22 protein-coding genes are annotated in these 19,960 nt (G+C 56.2%); 13 read left to right on the plus strand and 9 right to left on the minus strand.

Annotated elements, in window-relative coordinates; genetic code table 11:
• Positions 1-2: 2 nt before the first annotated feature.
• Positions 3-1,037 carry an NHL repeat-containing protein gene (locus ORG26_RS04570; protein WP_266367349.1) on the minus strand — a complete coding sequence of 345 codons (1,035 nt, stop codon included), beginning with the start codon at positions 1,035-1,037 and terminating at the stop codon, positions 3-5.
• Between the two features lie 75 nt (positions 1,038-1,112).
• Between ORG26_RS04570 and ORG26_RS04575 the strand changes: the two genes are divergently transcribed.
• Positions 1,113-1,544, plus strand: coding sequence for a hypothetical protein (locus tag ORG26_RS04575; RefSeq protein ID WP_266367350.1), 432 nt, complete (start codon positions 1,113-1,115; stop codon positions 1,542-1,544).
• A 15-nt stretch (positions 1,545-1,559) separates the two neighbouring features.
• Positions 1,560-1,724 (plus strand): hypothetical protein, encoded by a 165-nt coding sequence (locus tag ORG26_RS04580; protein ID WP_266367351.1) that lies wholly within the window; start codon positions 1,560-1,562, stop codon positions 1,722-1,724.
• 94 nt (positions 1,725-1,818) lie between these two features.
• On the opposite strand, the gene ORG26_RS04585 is transcribed toward ORG26_RS04580, so the two are convergent.
• The 6 genes from ORG26_RS04585 to ORG26_RS04610 all read right to left on the minus strand — a co-directional run bounded on the left by ORG26_RS04585 (position 1,819) and on the right by ORG26_RS04610 (position 5,625).
• Entirely contained in the window at positions 1,819-3,066 is a 1,248-nt protein-coding gene (locus ORG26_RS04585) for a chorismate-binding protein (protein WP_266367352.1), read from the minus strand.
• A gap of 148 nt (positions 3,067-3,214) precedes the next feature.
• Positions 3,215-3,529, minus strand: coding sequence for an Hsp20/alpha crystallin family protein (locus ORG26_RS04590; RefSeq protein ID WP_266367353.1), 315 nt, complete (start codon positions 3,527-3,529; stop codon positions 3,215-3,217).
• 310 nt (positions 3,530-3,839) lie between these two features.
• On the minus strand, positions 3,840-4,181 hold the full coding sequence (locus ORG26_RS04595; protein ID WP_266367354.1) for a hypothetical protein: 342 nt from the start codon (positions 4,179-4,181) through the stop codon (positions 3,840-3,842).
• A 51-nt stretch (positions 4,182-4,232) separates the two neighbouring features.
• A complete protein-coding gene (locus ORG26_RS04600; protein ID WP_266367355.1) occupies positions 4,233-4,571 on the minus strand; it encodes a hypothetical protein in 339 nt (112 codons plus the stop codon).
• A gap of 182 nt (positions 4,572-4,753) precedes the next feature.
• Positions 4,754-5,083, minus strand: a complete 330-nt coding sequence (locus tag ORG26_RS04605) for a hypothetical protein (RefSeq protein ID WP_266367356.1) — start codon at positions 5,081-5,083, stop codon at positions 4,754-4,756.
• 14 nt (positions 5,084-5,097) lie between these two features.
• Positions 5,098-5,625: an RNA polymerase sigma factor gene (locus ORG26_RS04610; protein WP_407704824.1), complete on the minus strand. Its 528-nt coding sequence runs from the start codon at positions 5,623-5,625 to the stop codon at positions 5,098-5,100.
• Positions 5,626-5,893: 268 nt separating this feature from the next.
• On the opposite strand from ORG26_RS04610, the gene ORG26_RS04615 reads away from it, so the two are divergent.
• From ORG26_RS04615 to ORG26_RS04660, 10 genes are all read left to right on the plus strand, one after another.
• On the plus strand, positions 5,894-6,523 hold the full coding sequence (locus ORG26_RS04615; RefSeq protein ID WP_266367357.1) for a ribonuclease H family protein: 630 nt from the start codon (positions 5,894-5,896) through the stop codon (positions 6,521-6,523).
• A 153-nt stretch (positions 6,524-6,676) separates the two neighbouring features.
• Positions 6,677-7,327, plus strand: coding sequence for a tRNA1(Val) (adenine(37)-N6)-methyltransferase (locus ORG26_RS04620; protein WP_266369315.1), 651 nt, complete (start codon positions 6,677-6,679; stop codon positions 7,325-7,327).
• Between the two features lie 25 nt (positions 7,328-7,352).
• Positions 7,353-8,339 (plus strand): glycosyltransferase family 2 protein, encoded by a 987-nt coding sequence (locus tag ORG26_RS04625; RefSeq protein ID WP_266367358.1) that lies wholly within the window; start codon positions 7,353-7,355, stop codon positions 8,337-8,339.
• 90 nt (positions 8,340-8,429) lie between these two features.
• On the plus strand, positions 8,430-9,059 hold the full coding sequence (locus ORG26_RS04630; protein WP_266367359.1) for an inorganic pyrophosphatase: 630 nt from the start codon (positions 8,430-8,432) through the stop codon (positions 9,057-9,059).
• A gap of 239 nt (positions 9,060-9,298) precedes the next feature.
• Positions 9,299-11,065: a signal peptide peptidase SppA gene (sppA, locus tag ORG26_RS04635; RefSeq protein ID WP_266367360.1), complete on the plus strand. Its 1,767-nt coding sequence runs from the start codon at positions 9,299-9,301 to the stop codon at positions 11,063-11,065.
• Between the two features lie 199 nt (positions 11,066-11,264).
• Complete coding sequence (locus ORG26_RS04640) at positions 11,265-12,485, plus strand: helix-turn-helix domain-containing protein (RefSeq protein ID WP_266367361.1); 1,221 nt, start codon at positions 11,265-11,267, stop codon at positions 12,483-12,485.
• A 63-nt stretch (positions 12,486-12,548) separates the two neighbouring features.
• Positions 12,549-13,739 carry an acyltransferase family protein gene (locus tag ORG26_RS04645; RefSeq protein WP_266367362.1) on the plus strand — a complete coding sequence of 397 codons (1,191 nt, stop codon included), beginning with the start codon at positions 12,549-12,551 and terminating at the stop codon, positions 13,737-13,739.
• A 287-nt stretch (positions 13,740-14,026) separates the two neighbouring features.
• Positions 14,027-14,464 (plus strand): hypothetical protein, encoded by a 438-nt coding sequence (locus ORG26_RS04650; protein ID WP_266367363.1) that lies wholly within the window; start codon positions 14,027-14,029, stop codon positions 14,462-14,464.
• Between the two features lie 493 nt (positions 14,465-14,957).
• Positions 14,958-15,956, plus strand: coding sequence for a biotin synthase BioB (gene bioB, locus ORG26_RS04655; protein ID WP_266367364.1), 999 nt, complete (start codon positions 14,958-14,960; stop codon positions 15,954-15,956).
• 60 nt (positions 15,957-16,016) lie between these two features.
• Positions 16,017-16,886 carry a YDG/SRA domain-containing protein gene (locus tag ORG26_RS04660; protein ID WP_266367365.1) on the plus strand — a complete coding sequence of 290 codons (870 nt, stop codon included), beginning with the start codon at positions 16,017-16,019 and terminating at the stop codon, positions 16,884-16,886.
• 102 nt (positions 16,887-16,988) lie between these two features.
• Here ORG26_RS04660 and ORG26_RS04665 read toward each other — a convergent pair whose 3' ends face one another.
• Together ORG26_RS04665 and ORG26_RS04670 are read right to left on the minus strand one after the other, a co-directional pair.
• Entirely contained in the window at positions 16,989-17,501 is a 513-nt protein-coding gene (locus tag ORG26_RS04665) for a metallophosphoesterase family protein (RefSeq protein ID WP_266367366.1), read from the minus strand.
• A 130-nt stretch (positions 17,502-17,631) separates the two neighbouring features.
• Complete coding sequence (locus ORG26_RS04670; protein WP_266367367.1) at positions 17,632-19,314, minus strand: fatty acid--CoA ligase; 1,683 nt, start codon at positions 19,312-19,314, stop codon at positions 17,632-17,634.
• 174 nt (positions 19,315-19,488) lie between these two features.
• On the opposite strand from ORG26_RS04670, the gene ORG26_RS04675 reads away from it, so the two are divergent.
• A complete protein-coding gene (locus ORG26_RS04675) occupies positions 19,489-19,878 on the plus strand; it encodes a hypothetical protein (RefSeq protein ID WP_266367368.1) in 390 nt (129 codons plus the stop codon).
• Positions 19,879-19,960 lie beyond the last annotated feature (82 nt).

Consider the following 19,960-nt stretch of genomic DNA (forward strand, 5'->3'; position numbering starts at 1 on the left):
TTTCATTCAGCCGTTAACTTACTAATGGTATGGCTTCCCGGTTCGGTGAAATAGATATTGCTTTTTGAATCGACCGCCACGTCGTTCAGCGCATCAATGCCGTATTTTCCTTTGTACAGTGTCGTAACGACGCCTTTGGGCGATACTAGCCGGATGCTGCTGTTGACCACATCCGCCACAATCAGATACCCTTTCGGCGTAGACCAGATGCCCGTCGGCAGGCTGAACGATGCGGCCTTACCCGTGCCGTCGCTGCCGCCTGCCGCCCCGCTGCCGGCGAAGATTTTCACCTGGCCGTCGGGCGTAACCTGCCGGATGGTATTGCCAAAATCTTCGCTGATGTAGACGTTTTTGGCCGCGTCCGCGGCAATCCGGGTCGGGTAGTACAGCGTCGCTTTGTCCACGCTGCCATCCAGATAGCCGCTTTTGTTGGCAATGCCTGCAAAGGTGGTCACAGTACCGTCCAGTTTGATCTTGCGGATGACGTGGTTGAACTTGTCGGCCACCAGCAAATCCTCGCCAAAAAGAGCAATGCCGCTGAGCGTCCGGAACCGGGCCTTCTCGCCCACATCGTCCTTGTATCCGTCGGGGCTGGTGCCGGTGATTGTTCCGCACAACGTGGTCTTGACGCCGTCCTTGCTGATTTTGGCGACGCTGGTGTACTCGGCCAGGTAGATGGTTCCGTCTTTGGCCACCACCAGACTTCCGCTCTGTGAATTGATGTCCACTTTCTTGCCGGCGCTGGTTTTCAGCGTACTGACGACGCCCTGTTTGCTTATAACCCGGATGGCGTAATTGCCTTTGTCGAGGACGTACAGGTTATCCTGGGCATCCAGAGCGAGCGCGGTTGGTTTGTTGAATCGAGCTTCGGCCAGGTTCCCATCGACGCCACCGGACTGCCCGCCGGTCAATTTGCTGTACGTATACTTGTATTGGTCAGGCTCTTTGACGGGTGCGACATCCGATGATTTACAGGACGCCAGCAAGGCTCCCGCACACGCAAACAGGGCGAATCCTGCCTTTTTGTATTGATACATGATACTATTTTAAGGTTTACATCAAATATAAACTTCCCGCCGTCAATTTTCCGCAATTGATTTAGTGAAAGGAGAATGGAATCCGGAAAACGGCGGACTTCTGCGGACTTTGGCCGCCCGTTGTTCAAAATGTTTCCCGCCAGACAGACTTCAAAAACTTTCCGCCGTTTGCCCGGTTTAAGCAATCAAATCACTATGCTCAGCGCAAACACTATGGAAAACCGAAACGGCAGCATCATGCAGAATGATGACATCATGAGCACCAACGGACAGTTGGCCTCGGACCTGGATTTTTCGACTACGGCGGCCGCTCGCAACATGGAATCATCCGACGACGATGCTGATTACCCCGGCCGAATGAGTACCGGCGGCTATGGCGGCTCCGAAAACATGGATGACGATCTGGAAGACGACGCAGTTCTGGACGACGAAGACGCCCTCGATGATGAAGACGACACTCTTGCTGAAGACGAAGATCTCGCGAATGAAGACGACGATACGGTTTAACTTAACACCACACGCATGAATCCCGAAAGAGAAACAAACGAACAGAACCAGGAAGATTTCAAAGGGCCGGACGGCACCGCTCCCGACAGCGAAACCGATTCCTCCGCCAGCAGCTCCCGCGGCACGCGCCAAACCGAAGAACACCTGAACCCGAACGAACCGGCAGAAGGACAGGAGTAGGAGTTAAAAGTTAAGAGTTATGAGTTAAGAGTTAAAAGTAGGCTCCGCTGAACCAGGATTCTGGCAAGCGGAGCCTACTTTTAACTCTTGATTTTTAATTCATAATTCCCAGTAGGGTCTGGCATTTGAGTTCGGTTTCCCGCCATTCCCGGGCGGGAACGGAGTCTTCGGTGATACCGGCTCCGGCGTAGAGGGTGCCTTTTTTGCCCTCCAGCTTCATACAGCGGAGGTTGACAAACAGATTGGTGTCCGGGCCGTTGCCGGTGGAAGCGATATTAACCGGGCCGAGATAACCGCTGTATAGTTCACGGTCGTAGCCCTCCTGTTGCAGGATAAAGTCGGTCGCCGTTTCCTTGGGCATACCGCATACGGCGGAGGTCGGGTGCAGAAGCTGCAGCATCACGGTCGCCAGTTGCGGAAAATTAACATCCTGCGTATTCACCGAAAAATCCGTGCGCAGGTGCATCAGGTTTCCGGCTACAACCGTCCGCGGGCCTTCTTCGGTATACTCCCGCAGGCGAATTTTCTTGAAGCAACTGATGATGTACCGGCACACCAGCGCCTGCTCTTCAATTTCCTTTTCGGTCCACTGGGCATCGCCGGTGCGTTTGGGCTGCCCTTCCGAATCAAAGGCCGACTGTGTGCCCGCCAGCGCGACCGTCCGGAAAAGACCGGACGCATCCTGGCTGACCAGACGTTCGGGCGTGGCCCCGAGCCAGATCTGCTGGCGATCGGGCAGGTACACGGCCGAAACGAAAGCGGTCGGGTAAGCGTGGCAAAGCCGGTCGAAAAGGGTAAGCACGTCCGGAAAGTCGGCAAAATCCACGGTTTTGGTCCGCGAAAGCACCACCTTGCGCATCTCGCCCCGGCTGATGTGCCGGATGGCCCGTTCGACCATCTTTTCGTACTGCTCCTGGGCCTGCCCGTTCAGCAGCGGTGAAACGTCAAAGGAGACCGGCGGCTCCATTTGCCCGTCGCCAATCTCCGCAAGGAAGCGACGCACGGCCGGATGGTCGGACGACTGACGGAAAATTTCCGCCTCAATTTCGCCGTCTTCGGCAAAGCGCCAGTACAGATCGGCATTCAGAAAAAGCGTATGCTGATTGTCGGGATTGAAAAAAGGGCTCACGGCAAAGCCGGGCGGCAACTCGTCAAAATCCATTCTTGCCGTTTCGACCCGGCCGGACGTATCGACCAGCAATTCCCGGAACGACTGGTTGGGAAGCCGCCAGAGGGCCGCCGAAAAGCCGGATGAACAGGCCGCTTTCCAACGGGACGCCAGACTCCGCAGGGGCGTCCGGCCCGAAATGAGTGACTCTTCTACCGATTGCGTTGTATTCATACAGTGGGAAAATCCGTACAGCAAAGTAACGAAATGTGCATCCGCTTTGTCCCGAAATTTTCCAACTTTTCTCAGATTCCAGGTGCAGGTCAATCCGGCAATCGAATAAAACAAAAACGGAAGCCTCGCGCGAGGCTTCCGTATCGGGTCAGGCGATCGTTATTTGCTGCGGTGGTTCGTTGGCCGCCGGAGACTTGGGCAGGGTCACGTGCAGAATGCCGTCCTGATAGGTGGCAGTTATGCCGGCGGAGTCTACTTTGCCGTTGAGGAAAAAGCTTCGCTCGAACGGCGCCTTGGCAAATTCGCGCTGCCGCCAGTTCCGGGGCGGTTCGGCTTCGTTTTCAACCGGCTGAAACGAAATAGTCAGCACATCGTCCTGAACCGAAATCCCGAAAGCCTCTTTTGCCCGGCCCGGAGCCGCCACATACACGTCAAAGGTGTCTGGTGTTTCCTCAATATTCACCGGAACCTGAAACGGGCGTCTGCCATAATGATTACCGAAATTTCGATAATACCCGAAATGGCGGTCCCGCATACGGCCCCCGCCACAGCCGGGACCATAACTTACTGTTTTTGAATGCATAAGACTTTGAATTATTGATTGATTGAATTTTGAATGGTTGAATTTTGAATGATTGATAGGTTGATGGTGGAAATGAGTGATAGGGGAATTGATAGGCAACTGACTAAATCTGGGGAACGGCATTTTGCGCTTAGGCAACCTATCATTCATTCGACCAATCAATCCATTCAACCTATCAATCATTCAAAATTCAATCATTCCTTTTCCAGCCGCAGCGGGCGGCGAACCGGGCTTGTTGTTCCGGCGTCAGGTTTTCCCACCGGGTCCGCATGGCTTCTCCCGGATCGGCATACGCAAATCGTCGGCTCCAAAAACGGCCTCTGAATCCCGATCGGCCGTAACCCGGTCGGCCGTAGCCGCCCAGCAGCAGACGGCCCAGAATCAGCAGGGCAGCGGCCTGCCAAAAGGTGACGGTTCCTACGCTGAAGAGGGCGGGCATCAGCCAGTTCCAGAGGCCCATCACGGCCAGACTGCCGAGCGAAAGAAAAGCGATGGGAATGAGGAAAAACAAAAATCGAAAGCGGCGTCTCATGGTGTTTTCTGTGTTTGACTGGTTATTGATTGACGGTTTTTGAAAGTGCGTTTAGATGGCCGCCTGAACGGTCGTTTTCTTCTCGGATTCGGGAGGGGCGAAGGGAGCAAACGGGCTGCGTTTGCGCCAGTGGTCGGTGGAGTCATTCCACATCCGGTTCGGGTAAGGTCCGGGGCCGTAGAACCGACCCGCGAATCCGGGGCCTCCGAAGCCCGGCCGCCCGAAGCCGCCGAACAGCAGTTTGCTCAGAACCACCAGCCCCAGGGCGTGTCTGAATTGGATCACCGGCCCTTTGAACAGCGCGGGAACCAGCCAGTTCCAGAGGCGCATCACGACGAAGGTGAGCAGCAGAAAGACGGCAATGCCGCCAAGAATCCAAAAAATAATCATGGCTTTTGTGTTTAGTATTTATTGCTTGGTTAAACATGATTCCTGTAAATCGGCCTCCGCTTTTTTGCGGATAACCGACTTACAGAGGGGCAGACGGATGAGCGGGCGAAATACTTTAAGCCGAATCGATTTTTTTTCAACTTATTTTTCGCAAAAAGAAAAAGCCACTGAAAATCAGTGGCTCAGGGCTTGGTATCGGTCGCATCCGGCGGCGACGCGCAGCGCTTTTTCCATTCCTCCCGAAAGCGCGCCCGCTCGTCGGGGTTCATCTTCATCCATTTCTGGCGCATCTCCGGATCGGCAAAAGGCGGCTTCCGTCCCCGGGGCGGCCCGCCCCGAAATCCGCCGAACAGAATCCGCGCCAGCACCAGCAGTCCGAGCGCCTGCCCGTAATTGAGGGCCTTCACGCCCAGCACTTCCGGCAGGACCGCGTTCCAGAGCAGCATGACGGCCCCGCCCAGAGCCAGGAGGGCCGCCGCCCCAATCAGCAGAAAAAAAGAAAATCGTTTCATGTGTGACGGTCGGTTCAGTAATTCATAAAATCCCGGTAGAGCGCATCCAGCCGTTTTCGCAGGGCCTGTACCGCGTATCGTTTTCGGGAGATGAGGGTTTTCGGATTCTCGCCGGTTCGGTCGGCAATTTCCTGAAAGGTCTGGTCCTCCAGTTCGTTCCAGATAAAAACGTCGCGCTGTTCGGGCGGCAGTTCGTTCAGGGCGGTCATCAGTTCCTGCCAGAACGCCTCGCGCACAAACTCCGTCTCGGGCGTGGCGTCTTCGGAGAGCAGGATGTCCTTGAAATTCAGTTCGCCTTCGTCGTCCTCGTAAGCGAGGTCTTCGAGCGACTCGGTGGTCTGTTTGCGGTACCGGTCGGTGATTTTGTTGCGGGCCACCCGGAACAGCCAGGCTCCCATCTGCTCAATCTGCTCCAGATCGACCACGCTGCTGAGCTGAAACCAGACGTCCTGCAAGATGTCCTCGGCGTCCTCTTCGCTCCTGACCCGGTTGCGGATGAAGCCAAAAAGCCGCTTGCCGTATTCGTTCACCGTCTGAATCAGCCCCGACCGCGACCGGCCCGAAGCCGCCCCGCTCCGCTCCGGCACGCCTCCGCCCGGCTGACCGGCTTTGCCAGGATCAGGATCGGAAACCGGGGTTTGTCGGAGTTCGGTCACGTCAGCAGTTCGTTTTCGGGAGCAAGCAACTCTTTTTGGACAACATTCACAACTGCTTCGGGTCCGGCGGACAAGCCATCCGCCGCCGGTGGCCGTAAAAGCAGAAAAGTCGGGAGCAATCTCCTATTTTTGCCAAAAATTCCGATTCCTCTTTATGGCGAAGTCGCCGAAATATTATACCGTCTGGAAAGGCCACCAGCCCGGCGTTTACGATTCGTGGGCCGAATGCCAGCAGCAGATTCAGGGCTATGCCGGGGCGCTGTACAAGTCGTTTGATTCGAAGGCGGCGGCCGTCAAAGCCTTCCGGGAAAAGCCTCATTTGCACATCGGCGCCACCCAGAAACCGGCTCCGCAGGGCAAACTCGGCTTTGTGGGCAAGCCCGATACCGACAGCGTCTCGGTCGATGCCGCCTGGAACACCGCCTCCGGCGACATGGAATACCAGGGCGTGTACACGGGCAACAAACAACTGCTGTTTCACCAGGGCCCGTTTCCCGACGGCACCAACAACATCGGCGAATTTCTGGCCATTGTCCACGCGCTGGCCTGGCTGAAGCAGCGCGGCAGCACCATGCCCATCTACTCGGACTCCCGCACGGCCATCGGCTGGGTTCAGAAGAAAAAAGCGAATACTAAACTGGAGGAAACGCCCCGCAATGCCGAGCTCTTCAAACTGCTCGAACGCGCGGAAACCTGGCTCCAGAGCAACACCTACCCGAACCGCATCCTGAAGTGGGAAACCGAGCACTGGGGCGAAAATCCCGCCGACTTCGGCCGAAAGTAGCCCGGCGGAACGAACTTACAAGTTAAGGGTGTAATAGTAAGGTCCGCTGGTCGAGGGGCAGCACTTACTTTTAACTCTTAACTATTAACTCTTAACTAAAATTAGGTTTTGTTTCGTTTCAAGCAATTCACCATCCGGCAGGAGCGGGCGGCGATGAAAGTCTGCACGGATGCCTGTACGCTCGGCGCCTACGCGGACGTCGCGGGGCAGCGCGTGCTGGACATCGGCACGGGCACGGGTCTGCTGGCGCTGATGGCCGCCCAGCGCAACCCGCAGGCGGTCGTCGATGCCGTGGAAGTGGACGAAGCGGCGTTCGGGCAGGCGCTCGAAAACGTGGCGGCCAGTCCGTTTGCCGACCGGGTGCGTGTCCACCACGGCCGGATTCAGGCGTACGACTCGGCGGCTCCTTACGACCGCATCCTTACCAATCCGCCGTTTTACACGGCCCACCTCCGCTCCCCGGACCGTCAGGTAGCCCGGGCACTGCACAACGACGAGCTTCCGTTTTCGGAACTGCTGGAGGCGGCAGGGCGCCTGCTGAAGCCGGACGGGCAGCTCTGGGTCCTGCTGCCGCCGTTTGAGATGGAACGGCTGGTAGCCGAAGCGGCCGGACGGGGTCTGTCCATCTTTCGGGAACTACGGCTCCGGCATCACGCCCAGAAACCGGTTTTTCGGCACATCTGCGGCTTTTCCTTTGCGAACCTACCTGCCGCAACCGAAGAACTGGCAATTTATGAAACCGATAACCGTACCTATACCGAACCTTTTCGTCGTTTATTAGGTGCGTATTATCTGATATTCTGAAATACTTCCGAACTTTGCGGTGAATATGACCGACACTCTGCAACTTTCCATAATTATCCCCCTGCTGAACGAAGATGAGTCGCTGCCCGAACTTCACGACTGGATTGTTCGCGTGGTGACCGAAAACCGGTTTTCGTACGAAATCCTGTTTATCGACGACGGCAGTACGGACAATTCCTGGGAGGTGATTACGCAGTTGGCCGAGCGGAATCCGCAGGTGCGCGGGATCCGGTTCAACCGGAATAATGGCAAAACGGCCGCCCTGCAAACGGGCTTTCAGGCCTGCCGGGGTAAGGTCGTCATCACGATGGACGCCGATCTGCAGGACAGCCCGGACGAAATTCCGGAATTGTACCGGCTGATTGTGGAGGAAAAATACGACCTCGTTTCGGGCTGGAAGCAGAAACGCTACGACCCGCCCAGCAAAACGCTGCCCACCAAGCTTTTCAATGCCGCGACCCGCTGGATTTCCGGCGTTCACCTGCACGACTTCAACTGCGGCCTGAAGTCCTATCGGCAGCGGGTGGTCAAAAGTCTGACGCTTTACGGCGAAATGCACCGCTACATTCCGGTCGTGGCCAACTGGAACGGCTTCCGGAAAATCGGCGAAAAAGCCGTGCAGCACCAGGCCCGCAAGTACGGCACGACCAAGTTTGGACTCGAACGGTTTATCAACGGCTTCCTCGATCTGCTCGTGATTACGTTCGTGCATAAGTTTGGCAAGCGTCCCATGCATTTTTTCGGTAGCTTTGGTACGCTTTCCTTTTTCGTCGGTTCGCTGATTACCGTTTTCCTGATTGGCGAAAAAATTTACAACATTGCCAACCGGCTCAAATACCGAAACGTGACGGATAATCCGCTGTTTTTTCTCGCTTTAGTCGCGATAATTCTTGGCGTTCAGTTATTTTTGGCGGGCTTTTTGGGAGAGTTGCTAATCAGGCAGTCGTCTGGTAATAAGACGAACGATTTATTGATTGCCGAAAAAATCGGCTTCGAAGGGCTTAATGTATAATGACTGATTGATTGAATGACCGAATGATTGAATGGCGCTCCGCAGATCAGTCACTCAGTCATTCAATCATTCAGTCAATTCTAATTGGTTATGAATCAACAATTTAAAGCACATCCCTGGCATGGGATTCCCATTGGCGAAAACGCACCGGATCTGGTGACCGCCTTTATTGAAATTGTACCGACGGATACGGTAAAATACGAAGTGGACAAGGAGACAGGCTACCTGAAAATCGACCGCCCCCAGAAGTATTCCAACATCGTTCCGGCTCTTTACGGCTTTGTTCCGCAGACGTACTGCGATGAAGAAGTGGCCTCGCTGGCCCGCGAACGGTCTGGCCGTGAGATTGAAAAAGGCGATGGTGACCCGCTGGACATCTGCGTCCTGAGCGAACACGCCATCACGCACGGAAACATCATCCTGCAGGCCATCCCCATCGGGGGATTCCGCCTGCTCGACAAAGGAGAAGCCGACGACAAAATCATCGCCGTCCTGAAAGGCGACGCCATGTACTCGGTTTACCGCGACCTGAAAGAACTGCCGAAGTCGGTGGTGATGCGTCTGCAGCACTACTTCCTGACGTACAAAAACCTGCCCGGCGAACCCATGACCTGCGAAATCACGAACGTATACGGCCGCGAGGAGGCCCACGAAGTGATCCGCCGCTCGGTGGAAGACTACTGGCATCTGGTACGCGCCCAGGCGACGATGAGTTTGTAAAAAAAGTTGTAAGTTGTAAGTCAGAAAGTCGTAAGCGGTCCGCCGCTGCGGTGGCTCCGCCGTTTCCTAACCTGGCGGAGCCACCGCAGCGGCGGACCACTTACGACTTTCTGACTTACCGACTTTTTCACCTTTCATCCGCCTTCAACTTTCTTTCGACATTTTTTTTAGGGACTGGAATAGTCCCTTTTTTATTTTTGTTCTTTGTGTAACCTAAGCAATAGAAACGGAAACAATAAATGCGTCAATTTTTTAAATACGTACTCGCTACGATCGTCGGGCTTCTGCTGTTCAGTGTCGTTTCGTTCTTCCTCTTTGTCGGAATTATTTCGGCCATTGGAGCAGCGTCCGACAATGAGACGGCCGTGAAGGAAAAATCCGTCCTCAAGCTGAACCTGAACAATCCGATTCAGGAAGTAGGCGTGGAAAATCCGTTTGAAGGGTTTGGCCCGTTCAACTCGACCGGCGACGTCATTGGCCTGATCGGGCTTAAGGAAGCACTGGCCAACGCCGCCCTCGACCCCAACATCAAGGGCATCTACTTCCAGGCGGAATACCCGCAGGCTGGCTGGGCCACGCTCGAAGAGGTCCGCAACGCCCTGCTGGAATTCCGCAAGTCGAAGAAATTTGTGTATGCCTACGGCGAAGTGATGACCGAAAAAGGCTACTACCTCGCTTCGGCGGCGGATAACATCTACCTCAACCCCGCCGGGGCGCTGGAATGGAACGGTCTGGAGGCCGAATACACCTTCTTCAAAGGCACCCTCGACAAGCTCAACATCAAACCCGTCATCTTCCGGGTCGGTGAGTTCAAAAGCGCCGTGGAGCCGTTCATTCTCGACAAAATGAGCGAAGCCAGCAAGAAACAAACCGCTTCGTTCCTGAACTCGGTGAACGACCATTTCATAGCGAAAGTAGCCGCCAGCCGCAACCTCGACGCCGCCACGCTCAAAAAGCTGGCCGACGACCTGACCATCCGCACCCCGGCCGACGCCCTGAAAGCCAAACTGGTGACCAACGTAGCCTATTACGACCAGGTGGAAAGCGACATGCGCAAGAAGCTGGGCATCGAAGAGAAGAAAAAAATTGACTTTGTCGCGCTCGGTAAATACGAGAAAGCGAAGAAATACGTCGAAGAGGGCAGCCTCAAAAACCGCATTGCCGTCATCATCACGCAGGGCGAAATCGTGTCCGGCAAAGATGACGACAACATTGCCTCCGACCGGGTAGCCGAGCAAATCCGCAAAGCCCGTCTGGACGACAAAGTGAAAGCGATTGTGCTGCGCATCAACTCCCCGGGCGGTTCGGCGCTGGCTTCGGACGTGATGTGGCGGGAAATCCAGTTGGCCCGTCAGGCCAAGCCGGTCATTGCATCCATGTCCGATTACGCGGCCTCGGGCGGGTACTACATGGCGATGGGCTGTAACCAGATCGTGGCCCAGCCGAACACCATCACGGGTTCCATCGGCATTTTCGGGATGCTGTTCAACACCGAAGGCTTTTTCCGGGATAAACTGGGCATGACCTACGACCGGGTGGAGACCAACCAGTACGCCGATTTCCCCTCTCTGACGCGCGAAATGTCTGATTTCGAAAAAGGCGTGCTGCAGCAGAGCGTGGAACGGGGTTATGCGATCTTCACGACCAAAGCCGCTCAGGGCCGGAAAATGCCGGTTGACAGCCTGCGCAAACTGGCCTCCGGCCGCGTCTGGACGGGTTCACAGGCCAAAGCCAACGGTCTGGTCGATAAGCTCGGCGGCCTGGAAGACGCCGTTAAGCTGGCCGCCCAGGCCGCGAAGCTGAAAGAAGGCGATTACCGTGTACGGTATACACCGGAAAAGAAAAACGCCATTGAAGAACTGATGAAAGAGTTTACGGGCGGGGATGAAGAAGCGCGCCTGTCCGCCCAGCTCGGCGACCTTGCTCCGTACCTCCAGTATCTGAAGAAACTGAAGAACATGCAGGGCGTACAGGCCCGGATGCCGTTTGAACTGGACATAAAATAAGTGTCGTTTAAGGTTGAAAGTTTAAGGTTTAACGTGGCTCCGCCTTTCTACACATCCCGGTTGAGCAGAGCACGTTAACCTTTCAACCTTTAACCTTCAACGTACACAAAGTCTCTTACTGTAGAGTTGCAGGACCCGTACGGTTTTTTAAGCCATGCGGGTCTTTTTTGTAACTTCCCTTCTGATTTGTCCGCCGCTTATGCCGTCATTACCCCTTCGCATTGACCTGTTTGCGCTCATCATGCTCCTCGGCGTGGCCCAGGGCCTGTTTCTGGGCATCTTTTTTCTGAGCGGCCAGCGAGGTCGGGTCATTGCCAACCGCTGCATCGGCTGGGCCATGCTCGCCCAGGCGGCCATTGTGGCGGAAATTTTTCTGGATTATACCAACTACACCTTCCGGGTTCTCTGGCTCGTGGACTTTGCCGAGCCGTTCAACTTTCTGCCGGGGCCGCTGCTGTTCCTTTTTGTGTACAGCCGGATTCACCGGGAGCCTCCCCGTTTCTGGTACCTGCACCTGATTCCGTTCGGCATCTGGGTGCTCAATTCCATCAGTTGGCATCACCAGCCGCTGACGTACAAGTACAATTCCTACATCGAGTCGATCCACCCGGAGATGCCATTTCTGCCCTGGAAGATGTACCACGACACGGATTTTACGGGCCTGCGGGATTACATCAACGAAATGACGCTGCTGAGCTGTCTGCTGTACAGCGTCGGGTCTCTGTGGGTCATTGCGCAGGCGGTCCGACACGAAGGCCGTCCGCTGCTGGGGGCGCTCCCCCACCGGCTGGCCCAGCTGCGCAATCTGACCTTGTTCTTTGTGCTGTTTCCGGTGCTGATCGTGGTGGTGAAGCCGCAGTTCAAGGAAGATCTGGGCGACTACCTGCTAGCGTGTTACATTACCTTCACCATCTACGCCACGACGCTGCTGGTGATGAGCGGCTCGGATTTTTTCCGGGATGAAGCGCCGACGCCCGTTCCGGCCGGGTCCGAAGAAACCCCTCCCGGTGCGCTCCGGCCGAAATACGGGAAATCGGCGCTGCCGGACGAACTGGAAGAAGCCCTGCTGACCCGACTTAACCAGCTTTTTGAGGAAGAAAGGCCGTACCTTGAAGCCGATCTCTCCCTGCCCAAACTGGCGCAGCGCCTCAACACCACGCCTCACCACCTCTCCCAGCTTCTGAACGACCGGCTGAACCAAAGCTTTTTTGATCTGCTGGCGACCTACCGCGTCCGGGTGGCGCAGGAGCTGCTGCAAAACCCGGCCACGGCCGGACTGAAGATCGATGAGATTGCCGGGCGGGTCGGCTACAATTCCACCTCGGCGTTTCACACGGCCTTTAAGCGGCTGACCGGCCAGACACCGGCCCAGTTTCGGGATTCTCCGGCTTCGCCCCCATCGGCACGAACTTCGTCCTGATCGGGAAATGGCCATTTTGGCTGCCTGACCGGCCATCTTTGGCTCAATCAACGATCAACCGTCATGCAACCGATTTTGCAACAAACCCCCGCCGCCGGACCGCAGACCGGCCCCTCGCCGCGCCGCTACGACCTCGACTGGCTGCGGGTCATCGCCATCGTCATTCTCCTGTTTTACCATACCGGCATGATCTACGTCAGCTGGGGCTGGCACATCCAGAGCCGGGAAACCAGCCCGCTGCTGGAAGACGTCATGCGCTGGCTGCACCACTGGCGGATGCCGCTGCTCTTTTTCATCTCCGGGGCCGGTACGTACTACGCCCTCCGCAAGCGGACCTACGGCGCTTATGCCGGGGAGCGGTTCAGGCGGCTCTTTATTCCGCTCGTTTTTGGAATGTTTGTGATCGTGCCGCCCCAGATTTACTTCGAGTGGCTGTTCCGCGGACGGTTTTCGGGTTCGTACGCTGACTTTTATCCGAACGTCTTCGGCTTCGAGCCTTATCATGACGGCGGCACGGGCGGGGCTTTCAGCTGGCACCACCTCTGGTTTGTGGCCTACCTGTTCCTGTATTCGCTGCTGACGATTCCGTTTGCCAAATTTATCCGCTCCGGCACGGGCCAGCGGCTTGTCGACCGCGTGGGGCGGCTGGTGCGGCAGCCGGGAGGCGTCATGCTTCTGGTTCTGCTGTTCATCGTGAACGACCTGACCCTGGGGCATTTCTGGCCCGAAGAAACCCATGACCTGCGCAACGACTGGGCTTATTTTGTTGCCAATCTGCTCCTGTTCTGGACGGGCTATGTGCTGGTGAGTCGCCCGAACTTTGCCGGGGAGCTGACCCAACAGCGGCGGATTCTGGGGATTGCCACCCTTTTCTGCACCATTCTGCTGTACACCCTGCGGGCCCTGGCCGACCGGTATCCCGAACTGGAAGAAAACCTGATGGCCAACCTGCTTTACGATGCCAACGAAAACTGCCTGATGTGGTTTTCGGTGCTGGCCACTGTCGCGTACGGACATCGGTATCTGAACGTCAACCGGCCTATCCTCCCCCATCTGACCGAGGCGGTCTATCCTTTTTACATTCTGCATCAGACCGTTATCGTCGCGATCGGCTTTTACCTGCTCCGGGCGAACCTGGGTATTCTGGGCGGCTATCTGACCGTCAGTCTGCTTTCCCTGCTCACTTCCGTCGGCATTTATCTGCTGCTCATTCGCCCCTTCCGGCTCATCCGGCCTCTGTTTGGGTTGAAGTGATTCGAGCGTTTGCCAATCAGTCAGGCCCCTCCCGCAAGGAGGGGCTTTTTTATACCGAAAAACCTCATTTCAACTTTTGAAGTATTAATAGAAACTTTCTCCCATTTGCTGTACTATTCTACTTTTTAAAATAACCAATCCGACAACACCTCAACAAGATTCTTACTTGTAAGTTATTGTTTTTGAACGTCTTAATAATTATTTACATATTGACTAGCGCATGGAGATCGGAAGACCCCTCCGGCCGTTTATTGCACTTATCTCATGCCTTACATAAAAATACAACCATGAGGAACGAAACTATACTTCCTACTTTGAAAACCGGGATGGCGACGCTGGTCCTGACCGGGTCGCTGTACGCTGGTAAAGTACAGGCCCAGTCCTATTCCCAGTTTCCGGATAGCTCATCCGTGGCCGTCTCGGCACAACTCAGCGTCGGGATGGAAGAGATGAGCAGTCTGCGGTTCCGGCTGGCTCTCTCCAAACCGGTCGTTTATTCGTACGAACTGGTTATGGTCTCCCTGCTGGACAAGGACACCAACCGTCCGCTTTTCAGGCATACCTTTTATTATTACGAACTAAAGGAGTTTGCCTTCGACCTTTCTCAATTATCCGATGGCAACTATGCGCTGGAAATTCTCATGGGAGCCGACGCGGTGACCAAACCCTTTGAAATACAGACCCAGGTAAGCAGGGTGGCCTTTGCCAGAAATGATGTCCGCTAGTCTGCCGGGTCCCTGTTTTCAGAAAATAAAAGCAAAATTGTCAGACGGGGCCAAAAATTTTAATGTAAATTAAAAATCCGTTTCCTCCTCAATTACGTATGTCTCTCTTACACTCAATGTAGCATTGCAGGACATACATTTGGAAACGGAAGCTTTCGACACGTTAGAAGAGGCGCTCGCCTGCTTTCACCAGTTGCAGACCCGTCAGCCGACCGGTTATTGGATTACCCTTGACCGTAGAGGAACCTATCGGGTCAGTGATTGGGAAGAAGGCTGGAGGCGCATCACAGCGAAAGGAGACTATATGGTGGTTGGGTTTCGCCGAAAATAGCCGGCGTATGAACAGCCCGAGCGCTTCCCCGATCGATCGGAAAGCCGTGTCCGCCCCGGAACATTTGCACCCAAAGCGCCCCGCCCGTATCTTTGGCGTCCGTATACGTAGCTTGCGCAAGCGGACTTACGACGGACGGACTTACTGACTTACGACTTCTCTATGACTCCCATTCGTACGGACTGGACCCGGGCGGAAATCGCCGACATCTATAATTCCCCAATTCTGGACCTTATCTACCGCGCCGCCACCGTGCACCGTGAGTACAACGACCCGCAGGAAGTGCAGGTCTGCACGCTGCTTTCGGTCAAAACGGGCGGCTGTCCCGAAGACTGTGCCTACTGTCCGCAGGCGGCCCGCTACCACACGGCCGTGAAGGTGCACAAGCTGATGGAGGTGGACGAGGTCATCGAAGCTGCTTCGCGCGCCAAAGAATCCGGCAGCACGCGGTTCTGCATGGGAGCCGCCTGGCGGGAAGTCCGCGACAACCGGGATTTCGACAAGGTGCTGGAGATGGTCAAAGGCGTCAACGGCATGGGCATGGAAGTTTGCTGCACGCTGGGCATGCTGACCGACGAACAGGCGCACAAGCTGAAAGCCGCCGGTCTGTACGCCTACAACCATAACCTCGACACCAGCGAAGAATACTACGGCGACATCATCAGCACCCGGACCTATGACGACCGGCTCGACACCCTCGGGAACGTCCGGCAGGCGGGTATTTCGGTCTGCTCGGGCGGCATCATCGGCATGGGCGAATCGCACGGCGACCGCATCGGCATGCTGCACACGCTGTCCACCCTGCCCGAACACCCCGAATCGGTGCCCGTCAACGCGCTGGTGCCGGTAGAAGGCACGCCGCTGGAAGACCAGCCCCGCGTGTCGGTCTGGGAAATGGTACGGATGATTGCCACCGCCCGGATCATCATGCCGAAAGCGATGGTCCGCCTCTCGGCCGGCCGCGTCCGGATGAACATGGAAGAGCAGGCCCTGTGTTTCCTGGCCGGCGCCAACTCCATCTTCGCCGGGGACAAACTCCTGACGACGCCCAACCCTGAGGTGGACGCCGACAAGGAGCTTTTCCAGACCCTGAACATCAAGCCCCGCCCGTCGTTCAAAAACGGCGAACCGGCGCTCAAACTGGAACAGATTCCGCTGTAACCTGAACGTATTGGCACGATCGCAACGGGCCGCCCGGCGGTTGTGCCAACACTCCTCGCTATGTCCAGCCGCATTTTTGGTCATATTCCCGGGCAGGTAGAAGGCACCTGCTACAGTCACCGCCTCGAACTGGCAATGTCCGGCGTTCACGCCCCCACGCAGGCGGGCATCAGCGGCTCTCAACTCGAAGGCGCGGATTCGATTGTGCTTTCCGGAGGATATGAAGATGATAAGGACTACGGGGATGTCATCATTTACACGGGTCATGGCGGCAGAGACCTCGACACCGGCAAGCAGATTACCGACCAGCTATTAGCCCGCCAGAATCTGGCTTTGGCAAAAAATTGTCAAACCGGCCTGCCCGTGCGGGTCATTCGCGGCTATCAGCACCGGACGCCTCATTCGCCCGTAAGTGGTTATCGGTACGACGGTCTTTATCAGGTAGAATCGTATTGGAAGGAAAAAGGCAAATCCGGGTACGCAATCTGGCGCTTCCGGCTGGTTAAACTTCCGGAACAGGACTCGGCCCCGTTTAGCGTAGAAGAGGAGCCGGGCAGTTATGGCCGTAAAAAGCCCGTCCGCAGGGAAACGACCATTCAACGGATTGTCCGGGATACGGAAGTTGGTCGCCGGGTGAAGCAGTTGTACGATTTGAGGTGTCAGGTTTGCCACGAACGAATCGTGACGAGCGCCGGGTTTTACGCCGAAGCGGCTCACATTCGCCCGCTCGGTGCCCCGCACGACGGTCCGGACGAGCTAAGCAATGTGTTGTGCCTGTGTCCCAATCACCACGTCCAGTTTGATTTTGGCGGCTTTGCCATTGACGACGATTTTACCCTGCTGGACCTCGAAGGCAAGCTGACCGTCCACCGCAACCACCGGCTTGACCTTGCCTGTATCCGCTACCACCGGCAACACTTCTGGGAATAGAAGCTGTTAGCGGCTCTGTTTTCGGCATTTCCGCTTTTTGCCTTCACCTCACACGACTTCAATGGTGCCTGTTAGGCGGGTTTGCTGGCCCTACCGTCGCCCCTACTTCTCGATCAGGCCGCGCCGCCCCAATTCAATCACCTCAAAATTCACCACTTTCCCAGCGTCCAAACCGAAGCGTACGCAGGTGCGCATGCGGTGGAAACCGTGCTGGCCCGCCGCCCCGGGGTTGACGTAGAGCGTCCGGCCGAGCGCCGCGTCGCGCTGCACACGCAGGATGTGCGAATGGCCGCAGATGAACAGATCCGGACGTTCGCGCTGCAACACCGGGCGAACCTCCGGGTTGTAGCGCGGCGGCGCCCCGCCAATGTGCGTCATCCAGATACGGAGCCCTTCGCATTCAAACCGCTGGTGTTCGGGGCAGCGGACGCGCAGGTCGGCCCCGTCGATATTGCCCCAAACGGCGCGGAAAGGCCTGAAATTTTCGAGTTGGGTAAAGACCTCGACCGTGCCGATGTCGCCCGCATGCCAGACCTCATCGCAGTCTTTGAAATGGTCGAAAATGGCCGGGTCGAGGTAGCCGTGGGTGTCGGAAAGGAGTCCTATTTTAAGCATAAACATTCAACCACCGAGTGGCACAGAGGTTAGCACAGAGTCGCACGGAGTAGATTCAAACGCTAAGTACTCCCCTAAACTCGGTGTAAAACTCTGAGAAACTCGGTGGTTAACCAAATCCAGACGAACGTTATCCGAGAATCACCTCCCGCATCTCACTCCGAATTTTCTTCTTGTCGATTTTTCCCACACTCGTTTTCGGAATTTCGGGCACCAGCACGATGCGGTCGGGCACGTACCACTTGTTCAGATCGCCGGAATCGACCTGCTGCTGCAAGGCGGCCTTCACTCCCTCCGGCGTTACTTTTCCCGCCGCGTCGGGTTTGAGGACAATGAGCGCGTGCGGCCGTTCGCCCCAGCGTTCGTCGGGCAGGCCGATAACGGCGGATTCGGCCACGCCCTCCACACGCGAAAGCAGGTCTTCAATCGCCAGAGAAGACACCCATTCGCCGCCGGTTTTGATGACATCCTTGGTGCGGTCGGCAATCTGCACCCAGTTGTCGGGAGAAATACTGGCCACGTCGCCCGTATGCAGCCAGCCGTCGCGCCACAGATTCTCACTCTGTTCGGCTTCCTTGTAATAGCCCTGCGTCATCCAGGGGCCGCGCGCCACCAGTTCGCCGACCGAATGGCCGTCCCGGGGCACCTCATGCCCGTTGTCGTCAATCAGCTTCAGCTCGACAAACGGCGCAATCCGGCCCGCCCGCGTCCGCAGATCGACCTGCTCGTCCGGCGGCAGACTGCGCTCGGTATCGTTGAGGTACGTAATCGACATCACCGGGGCCGTTTCGGACATGCCGTACCCTGCGTACACCTGAATACCCAGGTCGGTAGCCGCCTGCGCCAGCCCGCGCGTCAGGGCCGAGCCGCCGATAATCACTTTCCAGCGGCTCAGCTGGGCGCGGAACTGCTGGGCCGCCGGGCTGCTGACGAGCATATTCAGGATGGTCGGGACGCAGTGTGAGAGCGTCACGCCCTCTTTCAGCAAGAGTTTCAGCAGCATTTCGGGCTCGTAGCGGCCGGGGTAAATCTGCTTCGCCGAGAGCATCGTCGCCAGAAACGGGAAGCCCCAGGCGTGGACGTGAAACATGGGCGTGATGGGCATGTACACATCCTGACCCGATTTGAACGGCACCGCTTCGTAACCCGAAACATAGGTCAGCAGGCCCATCGTGTGTATAAAAAGCTGCCGGTGCGAGAAGTAAACGCCTTTCGGATTGCCCGTGGTGCCGGTGGTGTAAAAAGTCGTCGCCCAGGTGTCTTCGTCGAAATCCGGGAAGTCGAAGTCGGCCGGAGCGGCTTTCAGCAGGGTTTCGTATTCCCCGGCAAAGCCTTCGGGAACCGTCACCGCCGCTTCGTCCTGGTAAACTTTGTCGGAAATAACGACGTACTTCGCTACGGTTGTCAGCTGGTTTTTAACGGCGTTGAGCAGCGGCAGAAAATCTTCGTGAACCAGCACCAGCTTGTCCTCGGCATGATTCATCGTATACAGCACCTGCGCCGGAGAGAGCCGCACGTTGATCGTATGCAGAATGGCCCCGATGCCCGGAACCGCAAAAAAACATTCCAGGTAACGGTGGCTGTCCCAGTCCAGCACGGCGACGGTGTCTCCGGCTTCGACGCCCAGGCTGGTGAGCAGATTGGCCAGTTGCCGGACGCGCCGGTTGAACGCAACGTAATTCATTCGGAACAGGTCGCGGTAGACAATTTCCCGTTCGGGTTCGTATTGGAGAGACTGGGCCAGAATGTTCTTCAGAAGCAGGCCCGGTTCGTGAGCCGATGGTGTGCGGGGAATGAGCTTTGTGTTCAGCATAGCGGGGCAACCAGAAATGTCAGATTCTCAAATTATCTTTTTCCAACATAAAACACTATTTTTTAGTTATAAAAACATTTTTGCTATTAGTTTTTGCGGGGTACGGAACTATTGGATTTATTCGCTTATTACTTTTGACAGGTAATACGTCTCTTGTGAATTAACAACTGGGCAATGCGGGGAATAGTAGCCATCGTACTTCTTCTGCTGGCGTTCGAAACCGCCTTTTGCTCGACGTATGCCCCTATTCCGACGGGACCGGCCCGTAAAACGGTGACGGTTCAGTCCCACACCTTCGAATTTTACAGGAAGAAAAAGCAGGAGCCGCTGCGCAAAAAGAAGGACTTCGCATCGCCTGTGCATGCCCAGAGCGACGACAGCAGCGAAAACAAGGCTGGCGGCGGCGAAGAAGTAGCGCCGTTCCAATCCGGAGACCGGCTTTTCTCCCATCTTTCGTTTCCATCTCTTTCCGGGCAAAATACCCTTCGCTGGGCCGACATCCAGAGGCGCTGGAAAGGTTGTGTCCTTACGCCCGATTCTCCCCCTCCCCAACTGACGGTCTGACTGGTGATGCCGCCTCTCCGCGGCCAGTGCGTTCCGTTTCGGGCTTTCGTGTATACGTCGGCCGCGAAATGGGCATTGCTAT

It is taken from the genome of Tellurirhabdus rosea (assembly GCF_026278345.1).
Lineage (GTDB): Bacteria > Bacteroidota > Bacteroidia > Cytophagales > Spirosomataceae > Tellurirhabdus > Tellurirhabdus rosea.

Excerpts from the sequence above, each read along its gene's own strand:
- ORG26_RS04580 (WP_266367351.1), top strand. The coding sequence starts at position 1,560 with ATGAATCCCGAAAGAGAAACAAACGAACAGAACCAGGAAGATTTCAAA.
- ORG26_RS04660 (WP_266367365.1), top strand. The coding sequence starts at position 16,017 with ATGTCCAGCCGCATTTTTGGTCATATTCCCGGGCAGGTAGAAGGCACC.
- ORG26_RS04595 (WP_266367354.1), bottom strand. The coding sequence starts at position 4,181 with ATGAGACGCCGCTTTCGATTTTTGTTTTTCCTCATTCCCATCGCTTTT.
- ORG26_RS04625 (WP_266367358.1), top strand. The coding sequence starts at position 7,353 with ATGACCGACACTCTGCAACTTTCCATAATTATCCCCCTGCTGAACGAA.
- ORG26_RS04605 (WP_266367356.1), bottom strand. The coding sequence starts at position 5,083 with ATGAAACGATTTTCTTTTTTTCTGCTGATTGGGGCGGCGGCCCTCCTG.
- sppA (WP_266367360.1), top strand. The coding sequence starts at position 9,299 with ATGCGTCAATTTTTTAAATACGTACTCGCTACGATCGTCGGGCTTCTG.
- ORG26_RS04645 (WP_266367362.1), top strand. The coding sequence starts at position 12,549 with ATGCAACCGATTTTGCAACAAACCCCCGCCGCCGGACCGCAGACCGGC.
- ORG26_RS04600 (WP_266367355.1), bottom strand. The coding sequence starts at position 4,571 with ATGATTATTTTTTGGATTCTTGGCGGCATTGCCGTCTTTCTGCTGCTC.
- ORG26_RS04615 (WP_266367357.1), top strand. The coding sequence starts at position 5,894 with ATGGCGAAGTCGCCGAAATATTATACCGTCTGGAAAGGCCACCAGCCC.
- ORG26_RS04665 (WP_266367366.1), bottom strand. The coding sequence starts at position 17,501 with ATGCTTAAAATAGGACTCCTTTCCGACACCCACGGCTACCTCGACCCG.
- ORG26_RS04585 (WP_266367352.1), bottom strand. The coding sequence starts at position 3,066 with ATGAATACAACGCAATCGGTAGAAGAGTCACTCATTTCGGGCCGGACG.
- ORG26_RS04675 (WP_266367368.1), top strand. The coding sequence starts at position 19,489 with ATGCGGGGAATAGTAGCCATCGTACTTCTTCTGCTGGCGTTCGAAACC.
- ORG26_RS04650 (WP_266367363.1), top strand. The coding sequence starts at position 14,027 with ATGAGGAACGAAACTATACTTCCTACTTTGAAAACCGGGATGGCGACG.
- ORG26_RS04640 (WP_266367361.1), top strand. The coding sequence starts at position 11,265 with ATGCCGTCATTACCCCTTCGCATTGACCTGTTTGCGCTCATCATGCTC.
- ORG26_RS04620 (WP_266369315.1), top strand. The coding sequence starts at position 6,677 with ATGAAAGTCTGCACGGATGCCTGTACGCTCGGCGCCTACGCGGACGTC.
- ORG26_RS04630 (WP_266367359.1), top strand. The coding sequence starts at position 8,430 with ATGAATCAACAATTTAAAGCACATCCCTGGCATGGGATTCCCATTGGC.
- ORG26_RS04670 (WP_266367367.1), bottom strand. The coding sequence starts at position 19,314 with ATGCTGAACACAAAGCTCATTCCCCGCACACCATCGGCTCACGAACCG.
- ORG26_RS04570 (WP_266367349.1), bottom strand. The coding sequence starts at position 1,037 with ATGTATCAATACAAAAAGGCAGGATTCGCCCTGTTTGCGTGTGCGGGA.
- ORG26_RS04575 (WP_266367350.1), top strand. The coding sequence starts at position 1,113 with ATGGAATCCGGAAAACGGCGGACTTCTGCGGACTTTGGCCGCCCGTTG.
- bioB (WP_266367364.1), top strand. The coding sequence starts at position 14,958 with ATGACTCCCATTCGTACGGACTGGACCCGGGCGGAAATCGCCGACATC.